This window comes from Wolbachia endosymbiont (group B) of Gerris lacustris (assembly GCF_964028355.1).
Lineage (GTDB): Bacteria > Pseudomonadota > Alphaproteobacteria > Rickettsiales > Anaplasmataceae > Wolbachia.
Map to the genome: position 1 here is coordinate 1,575,717 of NZ_OZ034761.1, position 20,458 is coordinate 1,596,174.

A 20,458-nucleotide genomic window follows, 5' to 3' on the forward strand; every position below is an offset into this window, starting at 1 on the left:
TGTAATATTAATATTCAACTAGGCTAATGGGCAATGACAGACTTGAACTGCCGACCTCCTCGGTGTAAACGAGATGCTCTACCAGCTGAGCTAATTGCCCCTCTAGATGTAATTCTATAGTTCAATGTTGTTGTTGTAAACAAAAATAGCGATACAAGCAACTCTTATGGAATCGCTGGGTGCGCACTATGGAGTTGTATAAATTTTAGTCTTGCTGCTACCTTGTATAAAGGTATTCTTTCACTTGCATTTTTTGACATGTTCAACAACTTTGAATAAAATGCTGTAGCATTTTTAAAATCTGAGAGCTTATCTAGAATAACAGCTAAATTATAGGTATAAAAAATATTGTTTTGATCTAAAGAAATTGCTGCTTTCATGTATTCTTTAGCTTTTACGTAATCCTCTTTTTTCATATAGATCAAACCTAAATTTGCTGATAAAGGGGCGCAATTTCTGCGTATATCATACAATTTCAACATTTCACTCAATGCCAAATCAGGATCATATTGTGAGATTATCGTCAGAAAATTCTTTAATACATAAGGGTTGCTAGGATATTCTTTTAACAGCCTTGTATAAATCTCTACGGCTCTTTTAAATTCTTTGTTAGCGTAATAGATATTCCCTAGTCCAATTAAAGCACTTTCATGATAAGGAAACTTTGCAATAATCTGATTAAGGAGAGAAATAGCTGTTTCATTATCTCCTGACTCAAAGGAATCTTTTGCTTTTTTTAAAGTAGAGTATATGTCAAAACTCTTGCCAGAATTCTGCGAAATTTTGATATTAAATTTGTCACTTTTTCTCTCAATAACATCAAGATCTTTATGTTTTTTATCAGCTTTTATATGCTTGACAACATTATCGAAAGCCTTTTGTACCTCCAAATTTTCACTAGCATAGGTAATAGAAGACTCCCATAAAATTACAACGCAAATTAACATACAGATAAACATAGGTCCTAGTGTTGTGGGATTAGCTGCAGTGTGTAACCAATAAATCTTATTTTTTTGAACTATACGCAACACATTACAAATTCATAAATGCTAAATTATTTATCTAATATAATAGTAAAGATATTATTAATTGGCAGACACTATTTAGAATGAGTTAAAAGGGCACTTCTGCACATTCCATGTGGCTGCCAATTGCACCCCTTACATGCGTAGTCGAATTTCTCTAAAGACATTTTCTCTCTAATTCTTTTTACTGCTTCACTCCAGGTTAAAATCTCTCCAATTTTTATCCCTAAAACTTCCTTATGTCTTCTATCTAGTTCTAAAACTTTAGCTTGTTTGGTGCATTTGCCTTGTTTAGTCTGGCTTGGGCAAGCACTACAAATACTGTCAAGGTTATCAACTACTTTGATTTGAGTATTAGGACCGCTAATTACTTTACTTGCTATCTTCTTATAATTTTCTACAAAACCCTGAGAATACCCATACCCTTGAAATGCAAGAGTGCACATGAAATGATGAGGACGAAACCTTATCACTTTTTCAAATACTGCAAAGCTGCTACAAGTAGAAAAATTTTTACCAAACCAGGAAGGATGAATGGTAAAACACCTACCATTATTGCTTGTTCCAAACCCACGTAAATAGCAAGCCAACTAACACCACAAATAAAGATTACAACTGTACCCGCTAGACAACTTAAAGAATTACACATAAATGATTTATATTTAGAGTTCAGTAATTCATTTACTCTGCTCATTACTACAACAGCAACTAAACAGCCAATCAAATATCCACCTGTTGGCCCGAGAAAAATGTGATAACCACCAGAAAAACTTGCAAGAATAGGCAATCCTGCTGCACCAAGTGATAGATATGTAAGCACAGAATAGAATGCTGTTCTGCGGTTAAATTTAAGCCCAATAAGCATTACTCCCAAAGTTTGCAATGTGATAGGTACAGGCTGCGATGGTACGCTTATTTGAGCCATCAAGAATAAAAGTAAAACGCAAGACAATATTTCAGCCGGTGTTGACCTACTGCTTGATTGTGTTATAAACATATCTTCCCAATAAAAATAACTTACTAAATGTAATATATGTGTATAAGAGGTTTTGCAATTTAAATTTTGCTTATATTACGCTACAATGAATTATTTATAAATTAAAAATGATAAGTAATCAAGATCTATTATTGTTAATGAAAGCAAGTCACAGCGGACGTTCATACGATCCTACAAGAGCAATATCTCAGAAAGAAATGGATATTTTAATAGAAGCTGTAAGGCTGACTCCCTCATGTTTTGGTGATGAACCTTGGAGATATGTGATATACAACAAACAAAACAATCAAAGCGCATGGAAAAAATTGCTCGATTGCCTTGATGAATCTAATCAAAAGTGGGCAAAAGATGCACAAATACTAATTATATCTCTAAGCGCTAAGAACTTCCGAAAACAAGGTAAAGGAGAAAATTTTTGGGCTAATCACGATACTGGTGCAGCAAATTACGCACTTATGCTACAGGCTACAGCTATAGGCTTAATGGCTCATCAAATGGGTGGATTTGATAGAGATAAAATAGTGAAAGAGTTCAATATATCCGATGATTTTAATATAATGTCAGTGATAGCGGTTGGTTACGAGGAAGAAGGTGCCGAAGTTAAAGAAAAGAAGAGAAAGCCAATAGAAGAAATATTTTTTTATGACGAATGGCCAGCGAGCTGACTTGACCATTCTTTTCTTAATATCTTAAAAATTGAATTATCTGGCAAATAATTTTTTTTCATCCTACCCTCTTCAATTGCTTGCCAATCTTTCCATGGTAATTTCTTAGAGCCTGTTCATAATCTTTTGAGGAGCAAGGCAGTAAAAGCTAGAACGACCATTTGTAGTCTAGTATTGAGTTTACGCTCGCAATTTTTCCATAACCGTCTACACTTTTCCAGCCAAGCAAAAGAACGCTCTACAACCCACCTTTTTGGCAATACAACAAAGGTATGTAATTCACTTCGTTTTATTACTTCAACGGTTGCACCAATAGTCGTTTTTATTTGAGTTGCAAAATTTTCTCCTGTATAACCTGCATCAACTAGTATATTTTGAACTTCGGAAAGATTTTTTCTTGCGTTACAAATCATCTCTACAGCAGCAGTACGATCTCCGATATTAGCTGTAGTAATATAAATTGCATGTGGCAAACCTTGCGTATCTACTGCAATATGACGCTTTATTCCTGAAATTTTCTTGCCGGCATCATAACCTTTTTCTTCAGCAATATCGGTGTTTTTTACACTTTGAGCATCAATGATGCAGAAGCTTGTTTTTGTATTCCGACCACTGTTGAAACGAACCTCTCCAACTAATTTTTTTTAAGACAATTTCTAGAACACTTTCTCTATCTTCATTCGGTTTTTTACTCCATCTCTTGAAGTAATCGTAACAATTGCGCCATTTTGGAAACTCTTTTGGTAGCATTCGCCACTGACAGCCACTTTTTAGCACATAAAGTACACCGCAAAATAACTCATATAAATCCAGTTTTCTTGGTTTTGTTTTTTTTCTACAGGATTCTAGATCTGGTAATATAATCTCAAATCTTTCCCGACTTATATCACTTGGGTATACACTCCTCATATATCCTAACTTATATACATTATCTCTTAGTTTATTCCTTTCTTGAGATCATGTACAGGTTCTTACTTCCAAGTTCATAGTCCATACCATCCCACACATCTTCTCGAAAGCCATAGACAGCAAAGTGCCAATTATATTCATTAAAAATAGAAGTAAGATCTCGAAAATAGTGCTCTAATCCTTTTGAACAGCGGTGTCCGCCAAACTCTCCAGCAAGGATCTTATAATCTGGTATATTATACCTCTCTTGAAAAATTTTTACGGGTTCTATGTATGATCTTAACTTATCTTTATTCCAATACTCCACTTTTTTTTGCATCAAAAGATTGAATATGGCCAGGGTAGGTAAAGTTACCCTGGTTTAATTTTAAGTTTGTATAAGCAAAGGGCTCATACATGTGAAAAGAATAAAGAATATTAGAATCATCAATTGGTTTGAATTTATCAAAAGTATTAGAGTCAGCATAACTGCTGCTATCAAGTATTATTGGGGTCTCTGAGTCAACTTGGCGGATACTATTCACCACACTGCTATAAAAGCCAAATAGATTCTTCTGAATTTTGTTTTGTTCTACGTTATAAATAGCCGAATCTACGGTATTATAAAGCCTTTCTGGATGTGGTTCATTTAAGATATTATATCCAACAATAGCAGGATGATCTTTAAGCTCTTTTGCAAGGTCTTGCCAAAATTTTGCTGCTTGTTTTTGAAAAGCTTGATCTGACCATAATCGTAAATCATCTTTATCATCGTTATTTTGCTTCCACCTAGATCCAGGCAAGCTGAGCATCGTTAAGACTACGGGTATTTTTTGTTGATGAAAAGCATCTAAAACATCTTTCAGAACTTTCAGGTCTTTGGAAATCAGGCCCGGATAATTGTCTGCATTGCCTAAGAGGAAGTCACGTTGCGTAGTTTCAAATTTGTCAGGAGCAAGACGAATAAAACCAATTTTGTATTCCTTTGCTGCTTTGATTAAGTCACTATCAACTTTTCTATTGAAAACATTTGCTCCCTTTCTAACTCCAGTTTGCCAAAAGAGCATTTTGCTGTTCTCCGGTATTGACTTAGCACTCACATTACAGAAAACTATAGAATACAAAACAGCTGTAATTAGAAGAAAAATTTTCACTTATATAATTTTGCTATAATGGTAAGTAACCTAACAGACAAGATCCCGTTTGTAAAGATGCACGGTACTGGCAATAGTTTTGTTATCATAGACTCACGTTCAGCAAATAATTTAGACTGGAATTATAGACAAATTGCTGATCAAGGCAGTTGTGATCAAGTGATAATTATAACAATGTCTAATGCTGCAAACTGCTTTATGCATATCTACAATACTGACGGCAGTCGAGCTGAAATGTGCGGAAACGCAGCACGCTGTGTTGGATATTTGATAATGTCAGAAAAAGGTACTGAATATATCACTATTGAACTGATAAATAATCGTATCTTAGAATGTTTTAAAGTAGGTGATAAATCAATAAAGGTCAATATGGGTAAACCACTGCTTAAATGGCATGAAATTCCTCTTTCTTGTGAATGCGATCCCCTTTATCTACCTATAGAGCTTGAAATGCTGAAAGAGCCAGTTGCAGTCAATATTGGTAACCCTCATATAGTGTTTTTTGTTGATAACGTAAGCGAAATACCGTTGCAGAATTTAGGACCAAAGCTAGAAAATCATGAATTATTTTCTCAGAAAACAAATGTTAGTATTGCGCAAATAGAAAAATCTGGAGAAATAAACTTAAGAGTTTGGGAAAGAGGAACAGGTATTACTGCTTCATGTGGTAGTGCGGCTTGTGCAGTATTTGTTGCATCTATACTTCGTAAGTGTTTATCTACTAAACAAACTTCAGTAAATTTACCAGGGGGTCAGTTATTGATTGAGTGGTCAAAAAATATACTGATGACTGGGGATATAGGGTTTTTATGACCTAGGCTAGGCACTGACACTCATTACTTCTAATACCTTTTTACCAATTACAGCAGGAGTTTCTGCAATCGCAATCCCAGCACTGCGCATAACCTCTAACTTTGCACCAGCACTTCCGCCACTAGAGGAGATAATAGCTCCAGCGTGCCCCATACGTCTCCCTGGAGGTGCTGTTTGGCCAGCTACAAATCCAACAATTGGTTTTTTAATTTTTTCCGCCTTTATAAAATGCGATACATCCTCTTCTTCATTTCCACCTATTTCACCAATAACTACAATACCATGAGTGTCATCATCTTTTAAAAACAACTCCATACAATCAACAAACGTCATACCATGAACAGGATCCCCTCCAATTCCTATACATGTTGATTGACCAAGACCAACAGCAGTTGTTTGTGCTACCGCTTCATAAGTTAAAGTTCCAGAGCGAGACATAATTCCTATATGTCCACGTCTGTGAATATGTCCTGGCATAATTCCTATTTTGCATTCTTCAGGTGTAATAACCCCTGGACAGTTTGGGCCAATCAATCGACTTTTCGAACCAATAAGTGCATGCTTAACTTTTACCATATCAAGTATAGGAATGCCTTCTGTAATACAAACTATCAACTCTATTTTTGCATCTATTGCTTCAAGTATTGCATCAGCTGCAAATTTAGCAGGCACGTATATCACCGTGGCATTTACGTCAGTTTTTTCTTTAGCTTCTGCTACAGTATTAAAAACTGGCAAGTTAAGGTGAGTGCTACCACCCTTGCCAGGAGTTACACCACCAACCATTTTTGTTCCGTAGCTAATGGCTTGCTCTGAATGAAATGTGCCTTGCGCACCAGTAAAACCCTGACATATTAATCTTGTATTTTTGTTTACTAAAACGGACATACTCTACTTCACCTCTTGTACTATTTTCTGCGCAGCCTCGTCAAGTTCATCTGCAGCAATAATATTTAGCCCTGATTCTTCTAAAATTCTTTTTCCCTCTTTGAAATTAGTGCCTGACAACCTAACAACTAAAGGAACCTTAATATCTATTTCTTTTGCGGCTTCAACAACCCCATTTGCAATGATGTCACAACGCATTATACCGCCAAATATGTTAATTAAAATTCCTTTTACATTACTGTCAGACAGTATAATCTTAAATGCTTCGGTAACAGTCTCTTTACTTGCTCCACCACCAACATCCAAAAAGTTAGCAGGCTCTGCTCCGTAGTATTTTATTATATCCATTGTTGCCATAGCAAGACCTGCACCATTCACCATACAGCCAATATTGCCATCCATTTTTATATAACTGAGCCCATGCCTTGAAGCTTCTATTTCTTCCTTTACTTCTTCATCATAATCACGGAGCTGCACAATTTCTGGATGACGATATAAAGCGTTGTCATCAAAATTAATTTTAGCATCAAGCGCAACAAAATCTCCAAAACTTGTTTCAACTAGTGGATTAATTTCTATTTGGCTCGCATCAGTTGTAATAAACGTATCATATATATTTTTTGCAATATTTGTTATCTTTCCTATTTGCTCTGAACTCAGATTAAAGGTATTGCCAAGCTTATTGTTATCAAGGCTTGTAAAACCAGTAGCAGGATCAATATCAAATTTCACAATCTTTGTAGGAGAACTTTTTGCCACTTCTTCAATATCCATCCCGCCTTCTGAGGAAAATATAAATACTGATCTACTGAGCTTTGGATCGACTACTAGACTCAAATAGTACTCTTTTTTAATGCTTGAACCTTCTTCAATGTATACTCTCTTTACCTGCTGTCCGCTTGGCCCTGTTTGATGAGTAACTAAAGTTATGCCAAGCATGTCCTTTACAAGTTGCTGAGCTTCTTTAGTTGACTTTGCTAGCTTTACGCCACCAGCCTTACCCCTACCACCTGCATGAATCTGAGCTTTAACCACAAATACATCAGATTTTAGTTGATTTATTTGAGTTTCTACTCCTTCTGCAGATGTAGCAACAAAACCCTTTGGTACCGGAACATTAAACTTGTGTAAAATTTCCTTTGCTTGATATTCGTGAATATTCATAAGATAACTAATTATTAACCTTAGTAAAAACTACCAACCATAACGCTGTCTTCTGCATTCTTGCTGATACCTCTTTTTCCTTGCTTCAGCTTTTTTTTTAGCTGTTTTCTCTGATTTCTTTTCGTGATATTTTTTTTTCATTTTGAGCCCTCTTCCTTCCTTTTGAATTATTTTTTTCAACACTGGAAGAGCTCTATCTACATCACCATAATGGACTGATACTTCAATCAAACTCTATACCTCCTTCGGTAATCATTTCAAAATCCATCTATAAATTAGAAAATTAACATTGTCAATTATTTTATAAACTTGAGCGCTAGAATATGATATGCAGTAATTTATATGAAAAAAGCCTCATTCTGCTGTCAATCATTTACTTACTGATAAAAATTGCTCTTAGGTTACAGTGCTCTTGTAATTTTTCTAATCTCGGGGCGGAGAGATTTGAACTCCCGACCCTTTGGTCCCAAACCAAATGCGCTACCAGGCTGCGCTACGCCCCGACTTCTTTACTAAGAGTATCGATAGTTCGGAAAAATGCAAGTTTCATTTATTTCTTTTAGGAAAAATATAATGCAGATTTCTTTATATAGAGGGTCAAGTTGCACTAGCCATATTAAAAAATCTAGCTATACCAATTGGTGAAGGTTAATGCAGCAACTACAGCAGTATCAACTCTCAAAATTCTTTTTCCTAGACTCAATTTCTGACAAAATTTATTGGCAGAATCAAGTTCGTAAGATGAAAAACCACCTTCGGGGCCAACAATAATAGCAACGTTTTTCTTGCCTTTTAGAATTTTATTAGGAGATTGTCCTTCACCTGTTTCATCACACAAAACAAAATTTTTATTCTGGGAATCGGATAATTCACAAAAATTAATAGGAAGCAAAATCTCTGGTATACTTGTTCTACCGGATTGTTCCGCAGCTTCGATTGCCTGTAATTTCGCTCTACTTAGGTTAATGTTTTTTACTACTGTACGCTCTGTTGAAATAAATTGAATGCAAGTTACTCCCATTTCAGTTGCTTGTCTTACTATGTTGCTTAAGGCGCCGCTTTTTACCATAGCACAATACAAATATAGATTTTTTTCATGTTGTTGTTGTTTAGTACGTTCTTTTATTATAATTTTTGTCGATTTACTTGATATATTCACTACTTCTCCTAACCATTCTCCATCCTTTCCATTAAAAAGGTAGATATTGTCATGCTTCTTAAGCCGCATTACATTGTAAATATAGTGACTTTGTCGTGGATGAAGCGCCAAACTTACATTTTGTGATAAAGCTTCTTCAACATAAAGCCTAATTTTTTTCATTCAAAACTTTAGTTATTTGCATTCTGTTTGAGTGACTCTTACGGGATTTGAACCCGTGTTACCACCGTGAAAGGGTGGTGTCCTAACCACTAGACGAAAGAGTCGACTTGAATCTAACTGAGTTATATCGATTATACATATAAAGTCAATTCAATTATTTTGAATCACATAGTTAGAGTGATATATCAGTGATTTTATATCGACAGCCTCCTATTACTCCATGTTCAATGCTTACTCAACCTATCTCAGATTTAGGAGATTTAGATCCTAATTCTAATTGTTGTTCAACTTTTGTATCGGAATCATAGCCAGAATCGTATCCAGAACCTCTACGCTCAAAACCTTGCCTTATTTCTTTTACGCTAAAGCCAGCCTTGGTCTTGATTTGCTGATTCGCTAGCTTATTAGCACTTTGCTCATTTAGTTTTACTTGCAAATTATTCACTTTATCCTGCACTAATCCATGATAAGTCCCAGAACTAGATTTTATATATTTTGCTTGTCTTTCTGCTCTCTTTTTGGATAAATCTACTTTAGCATAAATAGGCTCTGGCTGCTCTTTATGATTTAAGTTATACCAACTCTCATTATTAATGAACCAAATAAGAAGCATTGCAGAGTTGTTTAACCGTGGAAGGGGAAATAGAGGTAATAAATTTACACAAAGCGCTCTCAAGCAGAACAATTGTATCGTAGATTTTATTGCGCAAAATGTTCTGTTTTATATATAACCAAAACCTCTCAACAGGATTGAGGTCAGGTGAGTATGGTGGTAGGTATATAATTTCGATATTTTTAGGTATCTTTAAACTTTTTGACTTATGCCAACTAGCGCAATCCATCACGAGAAAAGCCTTTCGTATTCCTAAATATTGCGACATCTGTTCAAGGAATATATTTATACAAGCAGTGTTGACGTTTGGTGCGAATAAGCTAAAATTCTCTCCATTTCTGGGATTAACTGCACTATAGAGATAAAAATTTTCCCTACCTAATTTTACCTTAACCTGTGTCCTACTGCCTTTTTTAAACCACCCATGTCCAACTTTTGAATGTGTACCAAACCGTGATTCATCGAAGAAAAATAGCTCTTTTTCAGAATGCATGACAATAGTTTCATTGAGGTTTTTTTTTAAACTCCTCTTGCTTATTTTTATCCTGTCCACTATGAACTGGTCTTGGTGTGATATATGAGAATTTCATTCTTTGCATATTACGATGTATTGTGGATTTGCTGATATTCAAACCAAATCTTTCTTGGATTCTTATTCTCATTTCTCTAATAGTAATATTGGGGTTTTCCTCTATCCACACCTCAATTTGTTCAAGTTGACTTTGGTTCAATATAGTTTTTCTACGGCGTTGAGGTGGAGAAAATAATTTTTCTTCTCTTCCAAATTTTATGTGCTTTATCCATGTAGTAATTGCCTTTCTCGAAATGCAACATATTTTTGCTACAGCTGTTATACTGTGCTTTTTTGCTGCAATTACAGCATTTAGTTTTTTTGCAACATACGCATTATTTCTTACTTTCTTCAGCATCTCTTTTGCTGATTCCACCACTTTTTCATCCAATAATTTTGATCTTAATGCCATCTAAACCTCGCTATTTTACTTACTCCAGTATGGCTTTTTTTCCATTATTGTCTATTCGTTGCTTGTATAGCGGGAATTGGTATTAGCAGACTTTTTTTGCTCTGAAAAATTATCTACACCTTCATAGATAGGTTCTCCTGATATACTAGAATAACCACTATCTTCCAATGATAAATTTTCAGTGGATCCTTTTTGTGAATCATATATTTCAGCATAATCTGATACACTCAACTCTCCTAATGAGTTACTAACCTTAGCGTCATACACCTCAGCATAAATGGGCTCTTTTAAAAGTAAAATATCATCATGCTCAAAAATTCTAGGAGGTTTTTTAGGTGAGTTGGCCTTAAATTTTGGCTCTACTTCCTCTTTAAGCTTATCATAACCTTTCGTTTGTTTCAAAATCTCCAATATTTCTTTTCTTTCTTTAGCATCTTGAGGAATTCTGTCATTTTTTATTAGCTCACCAAGCACTAGACAACATTTTTCTCTATGATTTCTGAGATTTTCCTTATCTCCATACGGCATAGCTTCTGATGCTATTTTGTATTGAAGAACTACATTTCCTATGCTATTTTTTTCTATTTCGTTAACATCTGCTCCAGCATCGATAAGCAATGTCATTACGTTATGATCAAGATTTCTTACTGAACATTCTAAAGCGTGGTTTAAAGCTTGATTACTATTAACATTAAGTGATACTCCCTTATTTCTAAAAGGATTAATGCTAGAAAAGAGTTTTTCAAAGCTATTTACTATACTATGAAGATCTAAAGCTAGTCTCACACCTTTTATGTTACCACTTTTAGCGAATTTAATTAAAAAACTATCTATTATACCCATGATTTACCCCTCTATAAAAGCTCACTATTATTGTATAATTTTAAACTAAAATGATTTGTTTTTTGCTAATAGCTGGTTCTATAACCACTTAACAAGAGGGGGCATCGACATCATAATTGCATCGGGGTTACCATTAGTCATTAAACCAAACCTTGTACCACGATCATAAAGAAGATTGAACTCCACATACCTGCCACGTTTTATCAATTGTTCTTCTCGTTGTTCTTTTGTCCAAGATTTTTGCATATGTTTGTGTATGATATGCAAGTAAATTTCTAAAAAGGCTTCACCTACTGCTTTTGTGAACTCAAAATCATTTTCCCAATTGCCAGAACTCAGATTATCATAAAAAATTCCACCAATGCCACGTGGCTCTTTTCTATGTTGTAAGAAAAAGTAATCATCACATTGCTTTTTAAATTTTGGATAATATTCGATGTTAAACTTATCACATGTTGCTTTAATTGATTCGTGAATATACTTACGATCTTCCTCATTTTTATAAATTGGAGTAAAGTCCATTCCTCCACCAAACCATTGCTTTGAGGTATATATTAGCCTTGTATTCATATGTGCTGCAGGGATAAGGGGCGATTGCATGTGAGACACTAAAGATATACCGCTTGCCCAAAATTCCCCATTGCTTTCGCTTGCACCAGGAATTTCATTAATTGCTAAATCTGTGAGTTTTCCATATACTCTTGAAACATTTACTCCAACTTTTTCAAAAAAATTACCAAAGATAACTGTAGATTTGCCACTTCCACCACCTGGTCGATCCCACTTTCTCTTTTCTATTTTTGGTTCTGTGAGTGACTGTGCTTCAATTGATAAGAAAGATTCGGTGATCTTGTTTCTCAGTGCACAGAACCATTCAAAAGCTTGTGTTTTTTGTTTTTCCATAATGTCTTCTTGCTGGCTTATTAATATTGTTGTGCCTTATACTGACAGAACTTAATTAGATTGGAATAGCAATTACCCATCAAGAGCTTTAATAAATCTATAATAATTAAATCAATATAGTAGAATATTTTTACATGCGCAAGGATACCAAGCAATAACAATGAGTAAAAGATACATAGATAACAAAAAGGAGAACAGAGTTGACTTTATACTAAGGAATTATGGGATGTCAATTGTTGTGATGGCAGTTATTATGCTCTTACCTCCAATAGCAATATCAGTACTCTACTTTTCTAATGTATATAGTCAGCATGTTAACATAGAGATTAATTTGTTAGTTAGCACTCTAATAGCTCTCTTTATGGTATATAATATAAAACGTTACAAGTATCTACTTAACATCATAGAGTTTCAAAATGCAATATTTGCAAATGCACTAAATCATAATACAGAGTTTTGTCTCATTTTATATAAAGATGAAGGTGTTATTTATGCTGATGCAAGGTTCTACGAAAGGTTTAAAGATCATATAGACGATGATGTTACGCTAGATAAAATTCTTGAAGCAGGAGATGTGTCAGAAAAAGACAGAAAATCATTCTATCATGCATTAAAAAATAACACTTCTGTAAAAGTATGCATTTCCTTAAACAAGAAGAATAAAGTATCTAACTTTCTTTTGCTCTCTGAGCCAATACCAGATAATCCACAAATTGCTATAAATAGTAATAAAATTTTAAATTTATCATTAGCACCAATAGCAAGACCGAATGGGTATTTTGTATTGAAGGCAACGCAGGTAAACAAAGAGCAGGTATATGAAGAGTTAATAGAGAAACACAATATAGCAACTTATGTTGCAAATACAAAAGGAGTTATCTTATCTGTAAATGAAAGATTTTTAGACATGTTTGAACTAAAAAAATTGGAAAAAGGCAGCTCAATTAATGACTTTATATCTCAATCTAAGTATGAAGATACAACAATCAAAAATGAAATTATGTTTTTTACTATAAGTGGTGCTCCATTCAAGGCTTATATGAGTACTGCTATATTTTGTGATAAATACAATCATAGCTATATACATGGCTTTATAACACCAACTGAATCAAATATTGTTGATTATCAACTACACCCTTGTTTTGCAAATTCATCAATTGCTATTGCACAATGCGACATAAACGGCAATTTTATAAAGAAAAATATAGCATTAGTAAAACTTGCGGGGTCAAATAATGGTTCTATCTTTGCATTGATATCAGATGGTTATCATATGAAAGTGCGTGAATATTTTTCAAGCAATAGGATAAATAATGCGTCCTTTGATGTGCAGCTCAATGGCGGTAATAACATGAAAATATATTTTAATAAGTTTCTTCATAATAAAGTGATGTTCATACTTTGTTATTTTATTGATAATACTGAACGTAAAAAACTAGAGATAAAACTTGAGCATTATCAAAAGGTGCAAGCTATAGGGCAGTTAGCAGGTGGTATTGCACATGATTTCAATAATATATTAACCGGGATAATAGGATTTTGTGACTTGCTTTTACTCCAGCACTCAGCTAGCGATCCATCTTTTGGAGATATAATACAAATACAGCAAAATGCAAAACGTGGGTCAAATTTAGTAAGACAACTGCTTGCTTTTTCAAGAAGACAGACCTTGCAGCCAAAGATTATTAATGTAAATGGTACGATAGCTAATCTTTATGAAATGATCAAAAGATTAATAGGTGAAAATATAAAATTTAATATTTATTATGGTAGCGATTTGGGTGCTGTTAGAGCTGATCAAGGGCAATTAGAGCAAGTTATGCTTAACTTAGCAGTTAATGCTGGTGCTGCTATGGAAAAGGGGGGAGAGTTAACTATACGAACCTTTAATCAAAAGGTTGATTCATTAAATTCTACACCTCAGGATATGTTTTCTCCAGATAAGGAAACGATTGAACATGGGAATTATGTTGTGATTGAAGTGATTGATACTGGATGTGGAATGACGAGTGATATAATTGAAAAGGCGTTTGATCCATTTTTTTCTACCAAAGATATTACTTCTGGTACAGGTCTTGGCCTCTCTACTGTATATGGCATTATTAAACAAACGGAAGGATACATCTATGTTGCTAGCAAAGTGAATCATGGAACTAAATTTAGCATATTTTTGCCCATAGTGTACATATCGGATGAAAATGATAAAGAGGAAGATAGTAAAGAAATAGAGAAACCGGTAGAAATTAAAGGTAATGGTATAATTTTATTAATTGAAGATGAAGATTCAGTAAGGGAATTTACTGCTAAGGCTCTTACAAGAAAAGGATTTAATGTAATAGAAGCGAGTATAGGCAGCGAGGCATTAGAGATCATTAGAAAAAAAAATCAACACATAGATCTAATAATCACTGATGTAATCATGCCAGAGGTGAGTGGTCCAGAAATAGTTAAAGAAGCATTGATACATAGACCACATATCAAAGTTATTTTTATTTCTGGGTATGCAGAGGATGCTTTTTTAAAGAGCGATGAAATCAATATAGAAGACTTTCACTTTCTACCAAAACCATTTACTCTGAATGAGTTAGGAAATAAGGTTCAAAGTGTGTTACACAAGGAGAAAAAAAGCAGTCTACTTTGAGTATCATTAACAACAAAAACTTTTCTAATGCAAAAGTTTCTTGCATGTATACAATAGAATTATTCTATACATAAGATAAAAGGCGTGAGCAAGGTCATTGCAATAGTAAATCAAAAGGGCGGAGTTGGTAAAACAACAACTAGTATAAATTTATCGACAGCCTTTGCTGCTGTGGGAAAAAGTACTTTATTGGTAGATCTTGATCCTCAAGGTAATGCTAGTACAGGGCTCGGGATTTCTTATCGTAGCAGGAAAGAAAAAAATATATACAGAATACTGCTGAGCAGTGAAAGTGAATTGGTGGAATCGGCAATTTTCAATATAAAGGAAATTCCAAATTTATCACTAATTTCATCAGTGGTTGACTTATCAGCTGCAGAAATTGAGCTATCACAACTTGAGAAGGGAAAATTCGTACTAAAAGATACGCTAGAGAAAGTATGTAATAATTATGAGTACATAATCATCGACTGTCCTCCATCACTTGGTCTACTTACTATTAATGCCCTGATCGCTGCTGATTCTATTATTGTTCCTCTCCAGTGTGAATTTTTCGCTCTGGAAGGATTGAGCCATTTAGTTAAAACTGTAGAGCTAATAAAAAGAAATAACCTAAACCCTTTCCTGGCAATAGAAGGAATATTGCTCACAATGTATGATAGGCGCAATAAACTTAGTGAGCAGATTAAAAATGATATCTGCCAGTATTTAAACGATAAAGTATATAAAACTATCATCCCATTGTATGAGACCATTATTCCACGTAACGTAAGGTTATCAGAAGCTCCTTCTCATGGAAAACCCGCTATTGTATATGATCTTAAGTGTTCTGGTGCGCAAGCATATATAAGTTTGGCAAAGGAAATTTTAGAGAAACACATGAGCATCTGTAAAGAGAAAAAGCTGGTAAGTGATGGTACAGCATGAAGGATAATAGGCGCTTAGGTAGAGGTCTTGCCGGCCTCATAGGTGATAATTATGATAATAAGGAAGATAGATTACCTATTTCATTACTGCACCCGAGCAAATTTCAGCCGAGAAAATATTTTGATGAGGAATCATTAAAAGAACTTGCAAATTCGATAGAGAAAAATGGCATCATACAGCCTATTGTAGTGCGTAAAGATCCAAATAATGACGGTTATGAAATAATAGCAGGGGAACGTCGTTGGCGGGCAAGTAAGGTCGCAAATCTTGATAGTGTACCGATTACCATAAAAAATTTAAATGACAAGGAATGCTTAGAAGTATCCATCATTGAGAACATACAGAGACAAGACATTAATCCAATAGAAGAAGGTGAGGCGTATAGAAAACTAATAGATGAATTCTCCTATACACACGAAGAATTAGCCTCAACTTTAGGTAAAAGCCGCAGTCACATAACCAATATGATACGAATGCTGTCACTCCCTAATGGAGTAAAAACAATGATCAACAAGAAAAAATTGTCTATGGGTCATGCAAGAGCATTGATTAATGTTGAAAATGCGGAAAGTATTGCAGAAAGAATAGTTTCTCAGGGCCTGAGCGTTAGACGAACTGAAAAATTGATAAAAGACTTACAACAAAATAACGACCGAAAAGAGCATAAGTGTACTAAAAATCAAGATATGGCAGCATTAGAAGGAGCTATATCTTCTCAGCTTGGTTTAAAGATCAAAATTAATGATAGTAATTCTAAGGGTAAAGTCATGATACGTTATAACAACTCAAATGAATTGGATTTTATATTGAAAATTTTGAATAGAAGACTTGAATCAGCTATTAATGTCGAAAGTAGCTCATAGAAATTTCTTGACAAACTTTCCCACTTTCCTTGTAATGGAAGTGAAATGGTGGAGTTTGTCAAGTAAGTTATTTCGTTTCTACCTTCAATAAAAATTTGCACGCAATAGCACAGAAGCATACGTTGCTATTCCCTCATTTCTTCCGATAGAACCTAATTTTTCCGCTGTGGTTGCTTTGATATTTACGAATTCAACATTAATTTCTAATATTTTTGATATGAATTCCTTCATTCCTGCTTTGTAAGGCGATATTTTAGGCTCTTCACAAACTATAGTAATATCTAAATTAGACACGCTATATCCTTTTTCCTGTGCTTTTTTAGCAGCAAAGTCAAGAAAATGAGATGAATTGCAATCCTTCCATTTAGAGGAATTAGGAGGAAAATGTTCTCCTATATCGCCACATCCTAGTGCTCCTAGTATTGCATCAACGATTGCATGTATTGCAACATCACCATCGGAATGTGCCTCTATTGCCATATTATGCTCAATTTCCACACCGCAAATTTTTATAAAGCTCTTAGCATCATTTTGAATTTTAACAAATTTATGTATATCATAACCGGTTCCGACACGGAATTTTGGCTCTCCAAAAAGAAGTTTTGCCATATTGATATCCTCTTTTGTAGTTAACTTAAAATTCTTTTTCTCACCTTCAATAATCGCAACATGTTTTTTATGCTCCACCATTAGTGATGAATCATCAGTAAATTCTTTGACTGATTGATGGCATGATAATAATTCTCCAAAATTAAAAATTTGAGGAGTTTGTATGGCTCTGAGTTTTCCTCTTGAAATCGTAGATTCAACAAAATTATTACTCACCAATGACATAGTATCTTCAACATCTATTGCTGGAACTACTCCTGTATATTGATCATTAATCATGAACTGAGCCAAGTTATCTATCAGAGCATTTGACACAAAAGGCCTACAAGCATCATGTATAATGACAAAATCTGGATTGATCTTTTGCAAGCTTTCCAGTCCAAGTTTAACTGAACTCTGCCTACTTTCTCCCCCGTATATTGGACTTAGTAATTTAGCATCTGCAATTGATGATATCGTTTCCTTATAGAAGTTTTCGTGACTTTTATTTATTACCACTTTTATATAATTTGTGTGCTGATTAGCTAAGAATTTCCTAATTGCATGAAATAAAACAGATTTACCTGCCAATTTTATATACTGTTTAGGGGTTTTGACATTGCATCTACTGCCCACTCCTGCTGCAACTATCAATACTGCTATCTTGTATTTCTCGAGTCTGTTAATGTGTATGCCTATCATTTTCGGTGCTAATGTATAGTAACAGGTTATTTAGCATTTTAAAAAAGTTGATTTTATTCTCAAAAAAGAATATTCTTTTACTAAGTGTAATATATGCTAGAGGGAAATAATGCATGTTGCCAAATATAATAAAGAAAAGGAAACACATCTTATATTTTTCCACGGAATAGGTGATAATTATAAAAATGCATCCTGGTAGGCTTTATTGCATAGCAAATAGTGGTAGGAGAAAACAAAAGAGAGAAAAACTGAAGAGAAGTGGTTAATCTATTAAAAAATGAATATTTTGAGAAGTGTATGCCACAAAAGATGAGAGTTAGTAACAATAGCGAATATAACCAATTGCTAGAAAAAAGAGGGAATGTTTTTCATTTCATCGATGAAGCTATAGAAAGCTGGTACGAAATTTCAGAAAAAGTTGCCGGAGATTTACAGCGATAAAGTTGTCATTGTAATACATATAATCGTTAATCTGTTTAGAATAGGTTTAAGGCAAGGGGTTGGATTTGTAAAAGGATATCTGAAAAGTATAAGAAAAAATCTCCAAGTATTCACAAGCTTGTCGCCGATTAAATAAACTTAATTTAAAACTTTACGACCATAGGACAGATAAAAATGATATAGAAAGTATTGAAATTGCTATAGATAGTACTGCAATTCATATTTATAGTAACAGCACTCAACATAACAAAGATAACGCTAAGATAAGGAAATATAATGGCACAGATCAGGTGAGAAAGCTACATGTAGCTTTAGATATAAACAGTAAAAAGATTGTAGCAACTAGATATACTAATTTCCTCTCACATGATAGCGTATCAGCATTTAAGATACTGGAGGAAATATGTGACATCTATAAGATTAAGTCTCTTCTTGCAGATGGAGCTTATGATACAACAAGTTTATATAAATTATGCAATAAATATAATTTGAAACCAATTATAAAGCCAAGAAAGAATGCAAAAATCTGTGACAATATAGACTACTTCTCGGAAAGAAATAACAACATTAATATAAGAAAAACATGCAATTTATACCAATTCCCGCTATACAAGCAACGAATAGACAATAATGGAAAAAAAGCCATACTGGAGTAAGTAAAATAGCGAGGTTTAGATGGCATTAAGATCAAAATTATTGGATGAAAAAGTGGTGGAATCAGCAAAAGAGATGCTGAAGAAAGTAAGAAATAATGCGTATGTTGCAAAAAAACTAAATGCTGTAATTGCAGCAAAAAAGCACAGTATAACAGCTGTAGCAAAAATATGTTGCATTTCGAGAAAGGCAATTACTACATGGATAAAGCACATAAAATTTGGAAGAGAAGAAAAATTATTTTCTCCACCTCAACGCCGTAGAAAAACTATATTGAACCAAAGTCAACTTGAACAAATTGAGGTGTGGATAGAGGAAAACCCCAATATTACTATTAGAGAAATGAGAATAAGAATCCAAGAAAGATTTGGTTTGAATATCAGCAAATCCACAATACATCGTAATATGCAAAGAATGAAATTCTCATATATCACACCAAGACCAGTTCATAGTGGACAGGATAAAAATAAGCAAGAGGAGTTTAAAAAAAAACCTCAATGAAACTATTGTCATGCATTCTGAAAAAGAGCTATTTTTCTTCGATGAATCACGGTTTGGTACACATTCAAAAGTTGGACATGGGTGGTTTAAAAAAGGCAGCAGGACACAGGTTAAGGTAAAATTAGGTAGGGAAAATTTTTATCTCTATAGTGCAGTTAATCCCAGAAATGGAGAGAATTTTAGCTTATTTGCACCAAACGTCAACACTGCTTGTATAAATATATTCCTTGAACAGATGTCGCAATATTTAGGAATACGAAAGGCTTTTCTCGTGATGGATTGCGCTAGTTGGCATAAGTCAAAAAGTTTAAAGATACCTAAAAATATCGAAATTATATACCTACCACCATACTCACCTGACCTCAATCCTGTTGAGAGGTTTTGGTTATATATAAAACAGAACATTTTGCGCAATAAAATCTACGATACAATTGTTCTGCTTGAGAGCGCTTTGTGTAATTTTATTACCTCTCTTTCCCCTTCCACGGTTAAACAACTCTGCAATGCTTCTTATTTGGTTCATTAATAATGAGAGTTGGTATGAGCACTGGCATGACATTCTTTTTGGTGAATATTACTCTTATATTACAACGTTTGTAGTTGTGGAGTTGACTATAGGATCAAGTCTAAAAAATCTAGATCCCAGTATCAGCTACTTGAGTGACATTACGAAAGCTTGGATGAAAAGGAAGGAAGTACTGATTTCAATATTTGCAGAGATGTTAGCTTTTGAGGTATACTCTGACTTATTCTTTAAATTGGTAAAATACTGTTCCTTTTCCTCTATTTCTTTTTCACTATTCTTTCCACATATCACTTCTGTTTTTATCTCTTGAGCCCTTCTTTTCGATCTGTGAATTCTAAAAAAAGTGAAATTAACTCAG

23 protein-coding genes, 3 tRNA genes and 1 pseudogene are annotated in these 20,458 nt (G+C 34.1%); 8 read left to right on the forward strand and 19 right to left on the reverse strand.

Features of this window, described 5'->3' with window-relative positions:
• Positions 1 to 27: 27 nt before the first annotated feature.
• The 4 genes from ABWU62_RS07925 to ABWU62_RS07940 all read right to left on the reverse strand — a co-directional run bounded on the left by ABWU62_RS07925 (position 28) and on the right by ABWU62_RS07940 (position 2,022).
• Positions 28 to 100: transfer RNA gene (locus ABWU62_RS07925), tRNA-Val, on the reverse strand.
• 64 nt (positions 101 to 164) lie between these two features.
• Positions 165 to 1,031, reverse strand: coding sequence for a tetratricopeptide repeat protein (locus ABWU62_RS07930; protein WP_353288071.1), 867 nt, complete (start codon positions 1,029 to 1,031; stop codon positions 165 to 167).
• Positions 1,032 to 1,099: 68 nt separating this feature from the next.
• The gene (locus ABWU62_RS07935) at positions 1,100 to 1,498 is read right to left on the reverse strand and encodes a DUF1284 domain-containing protein (RefSeq protein WP_353288072.1); all 399 of its coding nucleotides are present in this window, start codon (positions 1,496 to 1,498) and stop codon (positions 1,100 to 1,102) included.
• Entirely contained in the window at positions 1,495 to 2,022 is a 528-nt protein-coding gene (locus tag ABWU62_RS07940) for a biotin transporter BioY (protein WP_353288073.1), read from the reverse strand. Before ABWU62_RS07940 ends, ABWU62_RS07935 begins: the two co-directional genes overlap by 4 nt.
• A gap of 107 nt (positions 2,023 to 2,129) precedes the next feature.
• On the opposite strand from ABWU62_RS07940, the gene ABWU62_RS07945 reads away from it, so the two are divergent.
• Positions 2,130 to 2,687 carry a nitroreductase family protein gene (locus ABWU62_RS07945; RefSeq protein WP_353288074.1) on the forward strand — a complete coding sequence of 186 codons (558 nt, stop codon included), beginning with the start codon at positions 2,130 to 2,132 and terminating at the stop codon, positions 2,685 to 2,687.
• 116 nt (positions 2,688 to 2,803) lie between these two features.
• Here the strand turns inward: ABWU62_RS07945 and ABWU62_RS07950 are convergent.
• From ABWU62_RS07950 to ABWU62_RS07960, 3 genes are all read right to left on the reverse strand, one after another.
• Positions 2,804 to 3,596 (reverse strand): IS5 family transposase gene (locus ABWU62_RS07950; RefSeq protein ID WP_353287093.1). Its coding sequence is split into 2 segments (ribosomal slippage): positions 2,804 to 3,331 and positions 3,333 to 3,596, totalling 792 coding nucleotides; the frame shifts between segments, so codons are not numbered across the junction.
• Between the two features lie 31 nt (positions 3,597 to 3,627).
• Positions 3,628 to 3,918 carry a hypothetical protein gene (locus ABWU62_RS07955; RefSeq protein ID WP_353288075.1) on the reverse strand — a complete coding sequence of 97 codons (291 nt, stop codon included), beginning with the start codon at positions 3,916 to 3,918 and terminating at the stop codon, positions 3,628 to 3,630.
• Positions 3,887 to 4,675: a glycoside hydrolase family 5 protein gene (locus tag ABWU62_RS07960; protein WP_353288076.1), complete on the reverse strand. Its 789-nt coding sequence runs from the start codon at positions 4,673 to 4,675 to the stop codon at positions 3,887 to 3,889. Before ABWU62_RS07960 ends, ABWU62_RS07955 begins: the two co-directional genes overlap by 32 nt.
• A gap of 72 nt (positions 4,676 to 4,747) precedes the next feature.
• On the opposite strand from ABWU62_RS07960, the gene dapF reads away from it, so the two are divergent.
• Positions 4,748 to 5,542: a diaminopimelate epimerase gene (gene dapF, locus ABWU62_RS07965; protein ID WP_353288077.1), complete on the forward strand. Its 795-nt coding sequence runs from the start codon at positions 4,748 to 4,750 to the stop codon at positions 5,540 to 5,542.
• A 6-nt stretch (positions 5,543 to 5,548) separates the two neighbouring features.
• On the opposite strand, the gene sucD is transcribed toward dapF, so the two are convergent.
• The 10 genes from sucD to hemF form a co-directional block, all read right to left on the reverse strand.
• Positions 5,549 to 6,430 carry a succinate--CoA ligase subunit alpha gene (gene sucD / locus ABWU62_RS07970; RefSeq protein ID WP_353288078.1) on the reverse strand — a complete coding sequence of 294 codons (882 nt, stop codon included), beginning with the start codon at positions 6,428 to 6,430 and terminating at the stop codon, positions 5,549 to 5,551.
• Between the two features lie 3 nt (positions 6,431 to 6,433).
• Positions 6,434 to 7,594 (reverse strand): ADP-forming succinate--CoA ligase subunit beta, encoded by a 1,161-nt coding sequence (gene sucC, locus ABWU62_RS07975; protein ID WP_353288079.1) that lies wholly within the window; start codon positions 7,592 to 7,594, stop codon positions 6,434 to 6,436.
• 30 nt (positions 7,595 to 7,624) lie between these two features.
• Positions 7,625 to 7,825 carry a 30S ribosomal protein S21 gene (gene rpsU / locus ABWU62_RS07980; protein ID WP_015588134.1) on the reverse strand — a complete coding sequence of 67 codons (201 nt, stop codon included), beginning with the start codon at positions 7,823 to 7,825 and terminating at the stop codon, positions 7,625 to 7,627.
• A gap of 198 nt (positions 7,826 to 8,023) precedes the next feature.
• A tRNA-Pro gene (locus tag ABWU62_RS07985) sits at positions 8,024 to 8,097 on the reverse strand.
• A gap of 122 nt (positions 8,098 to 8,219) precedes the next feature.
• Positions 8,220 to 8,915 carry a 16S rRNA (uracil(1498)-N(3))-methyltransferase gene (locus ABWU62_RS07990; RefSeq protein WP_353288080.1) on the reverse strand — a complete coding sequence of 232 codons (696 nt, stop codon included), beginning with the start codon at positions 8,913 to 8,915 and terminating at the stop codon, positions 8,220 to 8,222.
• Positions 8,916 to 8,947: 32 nt separating this feature from the next.
• Positions 8,948 to 9,019, reverse strand: a tRNA-Glu gene (locus ABWU62_RS07995).
• Positions 9,020 to 9,150: 131 nt separating this feature from the next.
• Positions 9,151 to 9,528, reverse strand: coding sequence for a hypothetical protein (locus ABWU62_RS08000; protein WP_353288081.1), 378 nt, complete (start codon positions 9,526 to 9,528; stop codon positions 9,151 to 9,153).
• Positions 9,506 to 10,511 (reverse strand): IS630 family transposase gene (locus tag ABWU62_RS08005; protein ID WP_353287097.1). Its coding sequence is split into 2 segments (ribosomal slippage): positions 9,506 to 10,048 and positions 10,050 to 10,511, totalling 1,005 coding nucleotides; the frame shifts between segments, so codons are not numbered across the junction. Before ABWU62_RS08005 ends, ABWU62_RS08000 begins: the two co-directional genes overlap by 23 nt.
• Positions 10,512 to 10,562: 51 nt before the next feature.
• Entirely contained in the window at positions 10,563 to 11,354 is a 792-nt protein-coding gene (locus ABWU62_RS08010) for a hypothetical protein (protein ID WP_353288082.1), read from the reverse strand.
• 78 nt (positions 11,355 to 11,432) lie between these two features.
• Complete coding sequence (hemF, locus tag ABWU62_RS08015; protein ID WP_353288083.1) at positions 11,433 to 12,257, reverse strand: oxygen-dependent coproporphyrinogen oxidase; 825 nt, start codon at positions 12,255 to 12,257, stop codon at positions 11,433 to 11,435.
• Between the two features lie 160 nt (positions 12,258 to 12,417).
• Between hemF and ABWU62_RS08020 the strand changes: the two genes are divergently transcribed.
• The 3 genes from ABWU62_RS08020 to ABWU62_RS08030 all read left to right on the forward strand — a co-directional run bounded on the left by ABWU62_RS08020 (position 12,418) and on the right by ABWU62_RS08030 (position 16,688).
• Complete coding sequence (locus tag ABWU62_RS08020) at positions 12,418 to 14,898, forward strand: response regulator (protein ID WP_353288084.1); 2,481 nt, start codon at positions 12,418 to 12,420, stop codon at positions 14,896 to 14,898.
• Positions 14,899 to 14,982: 84 nt separating this feature from the next.
• Complete coding sequence (locus ABWU62_RS08025; protein ID WP_353288085.1) at positions 14,983 to 15,825, forward strand: ParA family protein; 843 nt, start codon at positions 14,983 to 14,985, stop codon at positions 15,823 to 15,825.
• Complete coding sequence (locus ABWU62_RS08030) at positions 15,822 to 16,688, forward strand: ParB/RepB/Spo0J family partition protein (RefSeq protein WP_353288086.1); 867 nt, start codon at positions 15,822 to 15,824, stop codon at positions 16,686 to 16,688. The genes ABWU62_RS08025 and ABWU62_RS08030 overlap by 4 nt, the downstream gene beginning before the upstream one ends.
• An 84-nt stretch (positions 16,689 to 16,772) precedes the next feature.
• Here ABWU62_RS08030 and ispD read toward each other — a convergent pair whose 3' ends face one another.
• Entirely contained in the window at positions 16,773 to 17,978 is a 1,206-nt protein-coding gene (gene ispD, locus ABWU62_RS08035) for a 2-C-methyl-D-erythritol 4-phosphate cytidylyltransferase (RefSeq protein WP_353288087.1), read from the reverse strand.
• 297 nt (positions 17,979 to 18,275) lie between these two features.
• Here ispD and ABWU62_RS08040 point away from each other — a divergent pair, with 297 nt between their 5' ends.
• Both ABWU62_RS08040 and ABWU62_RS08045 read left to right on the forward strand, forming a co-directional pair.
• Positions 18,276 to 18,419, forward strand: coding sequence for a hypothetical protein (locus tag ABWU62_RS08040; protein ID WP_353288088.1), 144 nt, complete (start codon positions 18,276 to 18,278; stop codon positions 18,417 to 18,419).
• Between the two features lie 221 nt (positions 18,420 to 18,640).
• A pseudogene (locus tag ABWU62_RS08045) lies at positions 18,641 to 18,928 on the forward strand (transposase); the annotation flags it as partial.
• A gap of 32 nt (positions 18,929 to 18,960) precedes the next feature.
• On the opposite strand, the gene ABWU62_RS08050 reads toward ABWU62_RS08045, so the two are convergent.
• On the reverse strand, positions 18,961 to 19,101 hold the full coding sequence (locus ABWU62_RS08050; protein WP_353288089.1) for a hypothetical protein: 141 nt from the start codon (positions 19,099 to 19,101) through the stop codon (positions 18,961 to 18,963).
• Between ABWU62_RS08050 and ABWU62_RS08055 the strand changes: the two genes are divergently transcribed.
• Positions 19,095 to 20,100 (forward strand): IS630 family transposase gene (locus tag ABWU62_RS08055; RefSeq protein WP_353287306.1). Its coding sequence is split into 2 segments (ribosomal slippage): positions 19,095 to 19,556 and positions 19,558 to 20,100, totalling 1,005 coding nucleotides; the frame shifts between segments, so codons are not numbered across the junction. The two genes, ABWU62_RS08050 and ABWU62_RS08055, sit on opposite strands and share 7 nt — an antisense overlap.
• Positions 20,101 to 20,458 lie beyond the last annotated feature (358 nt).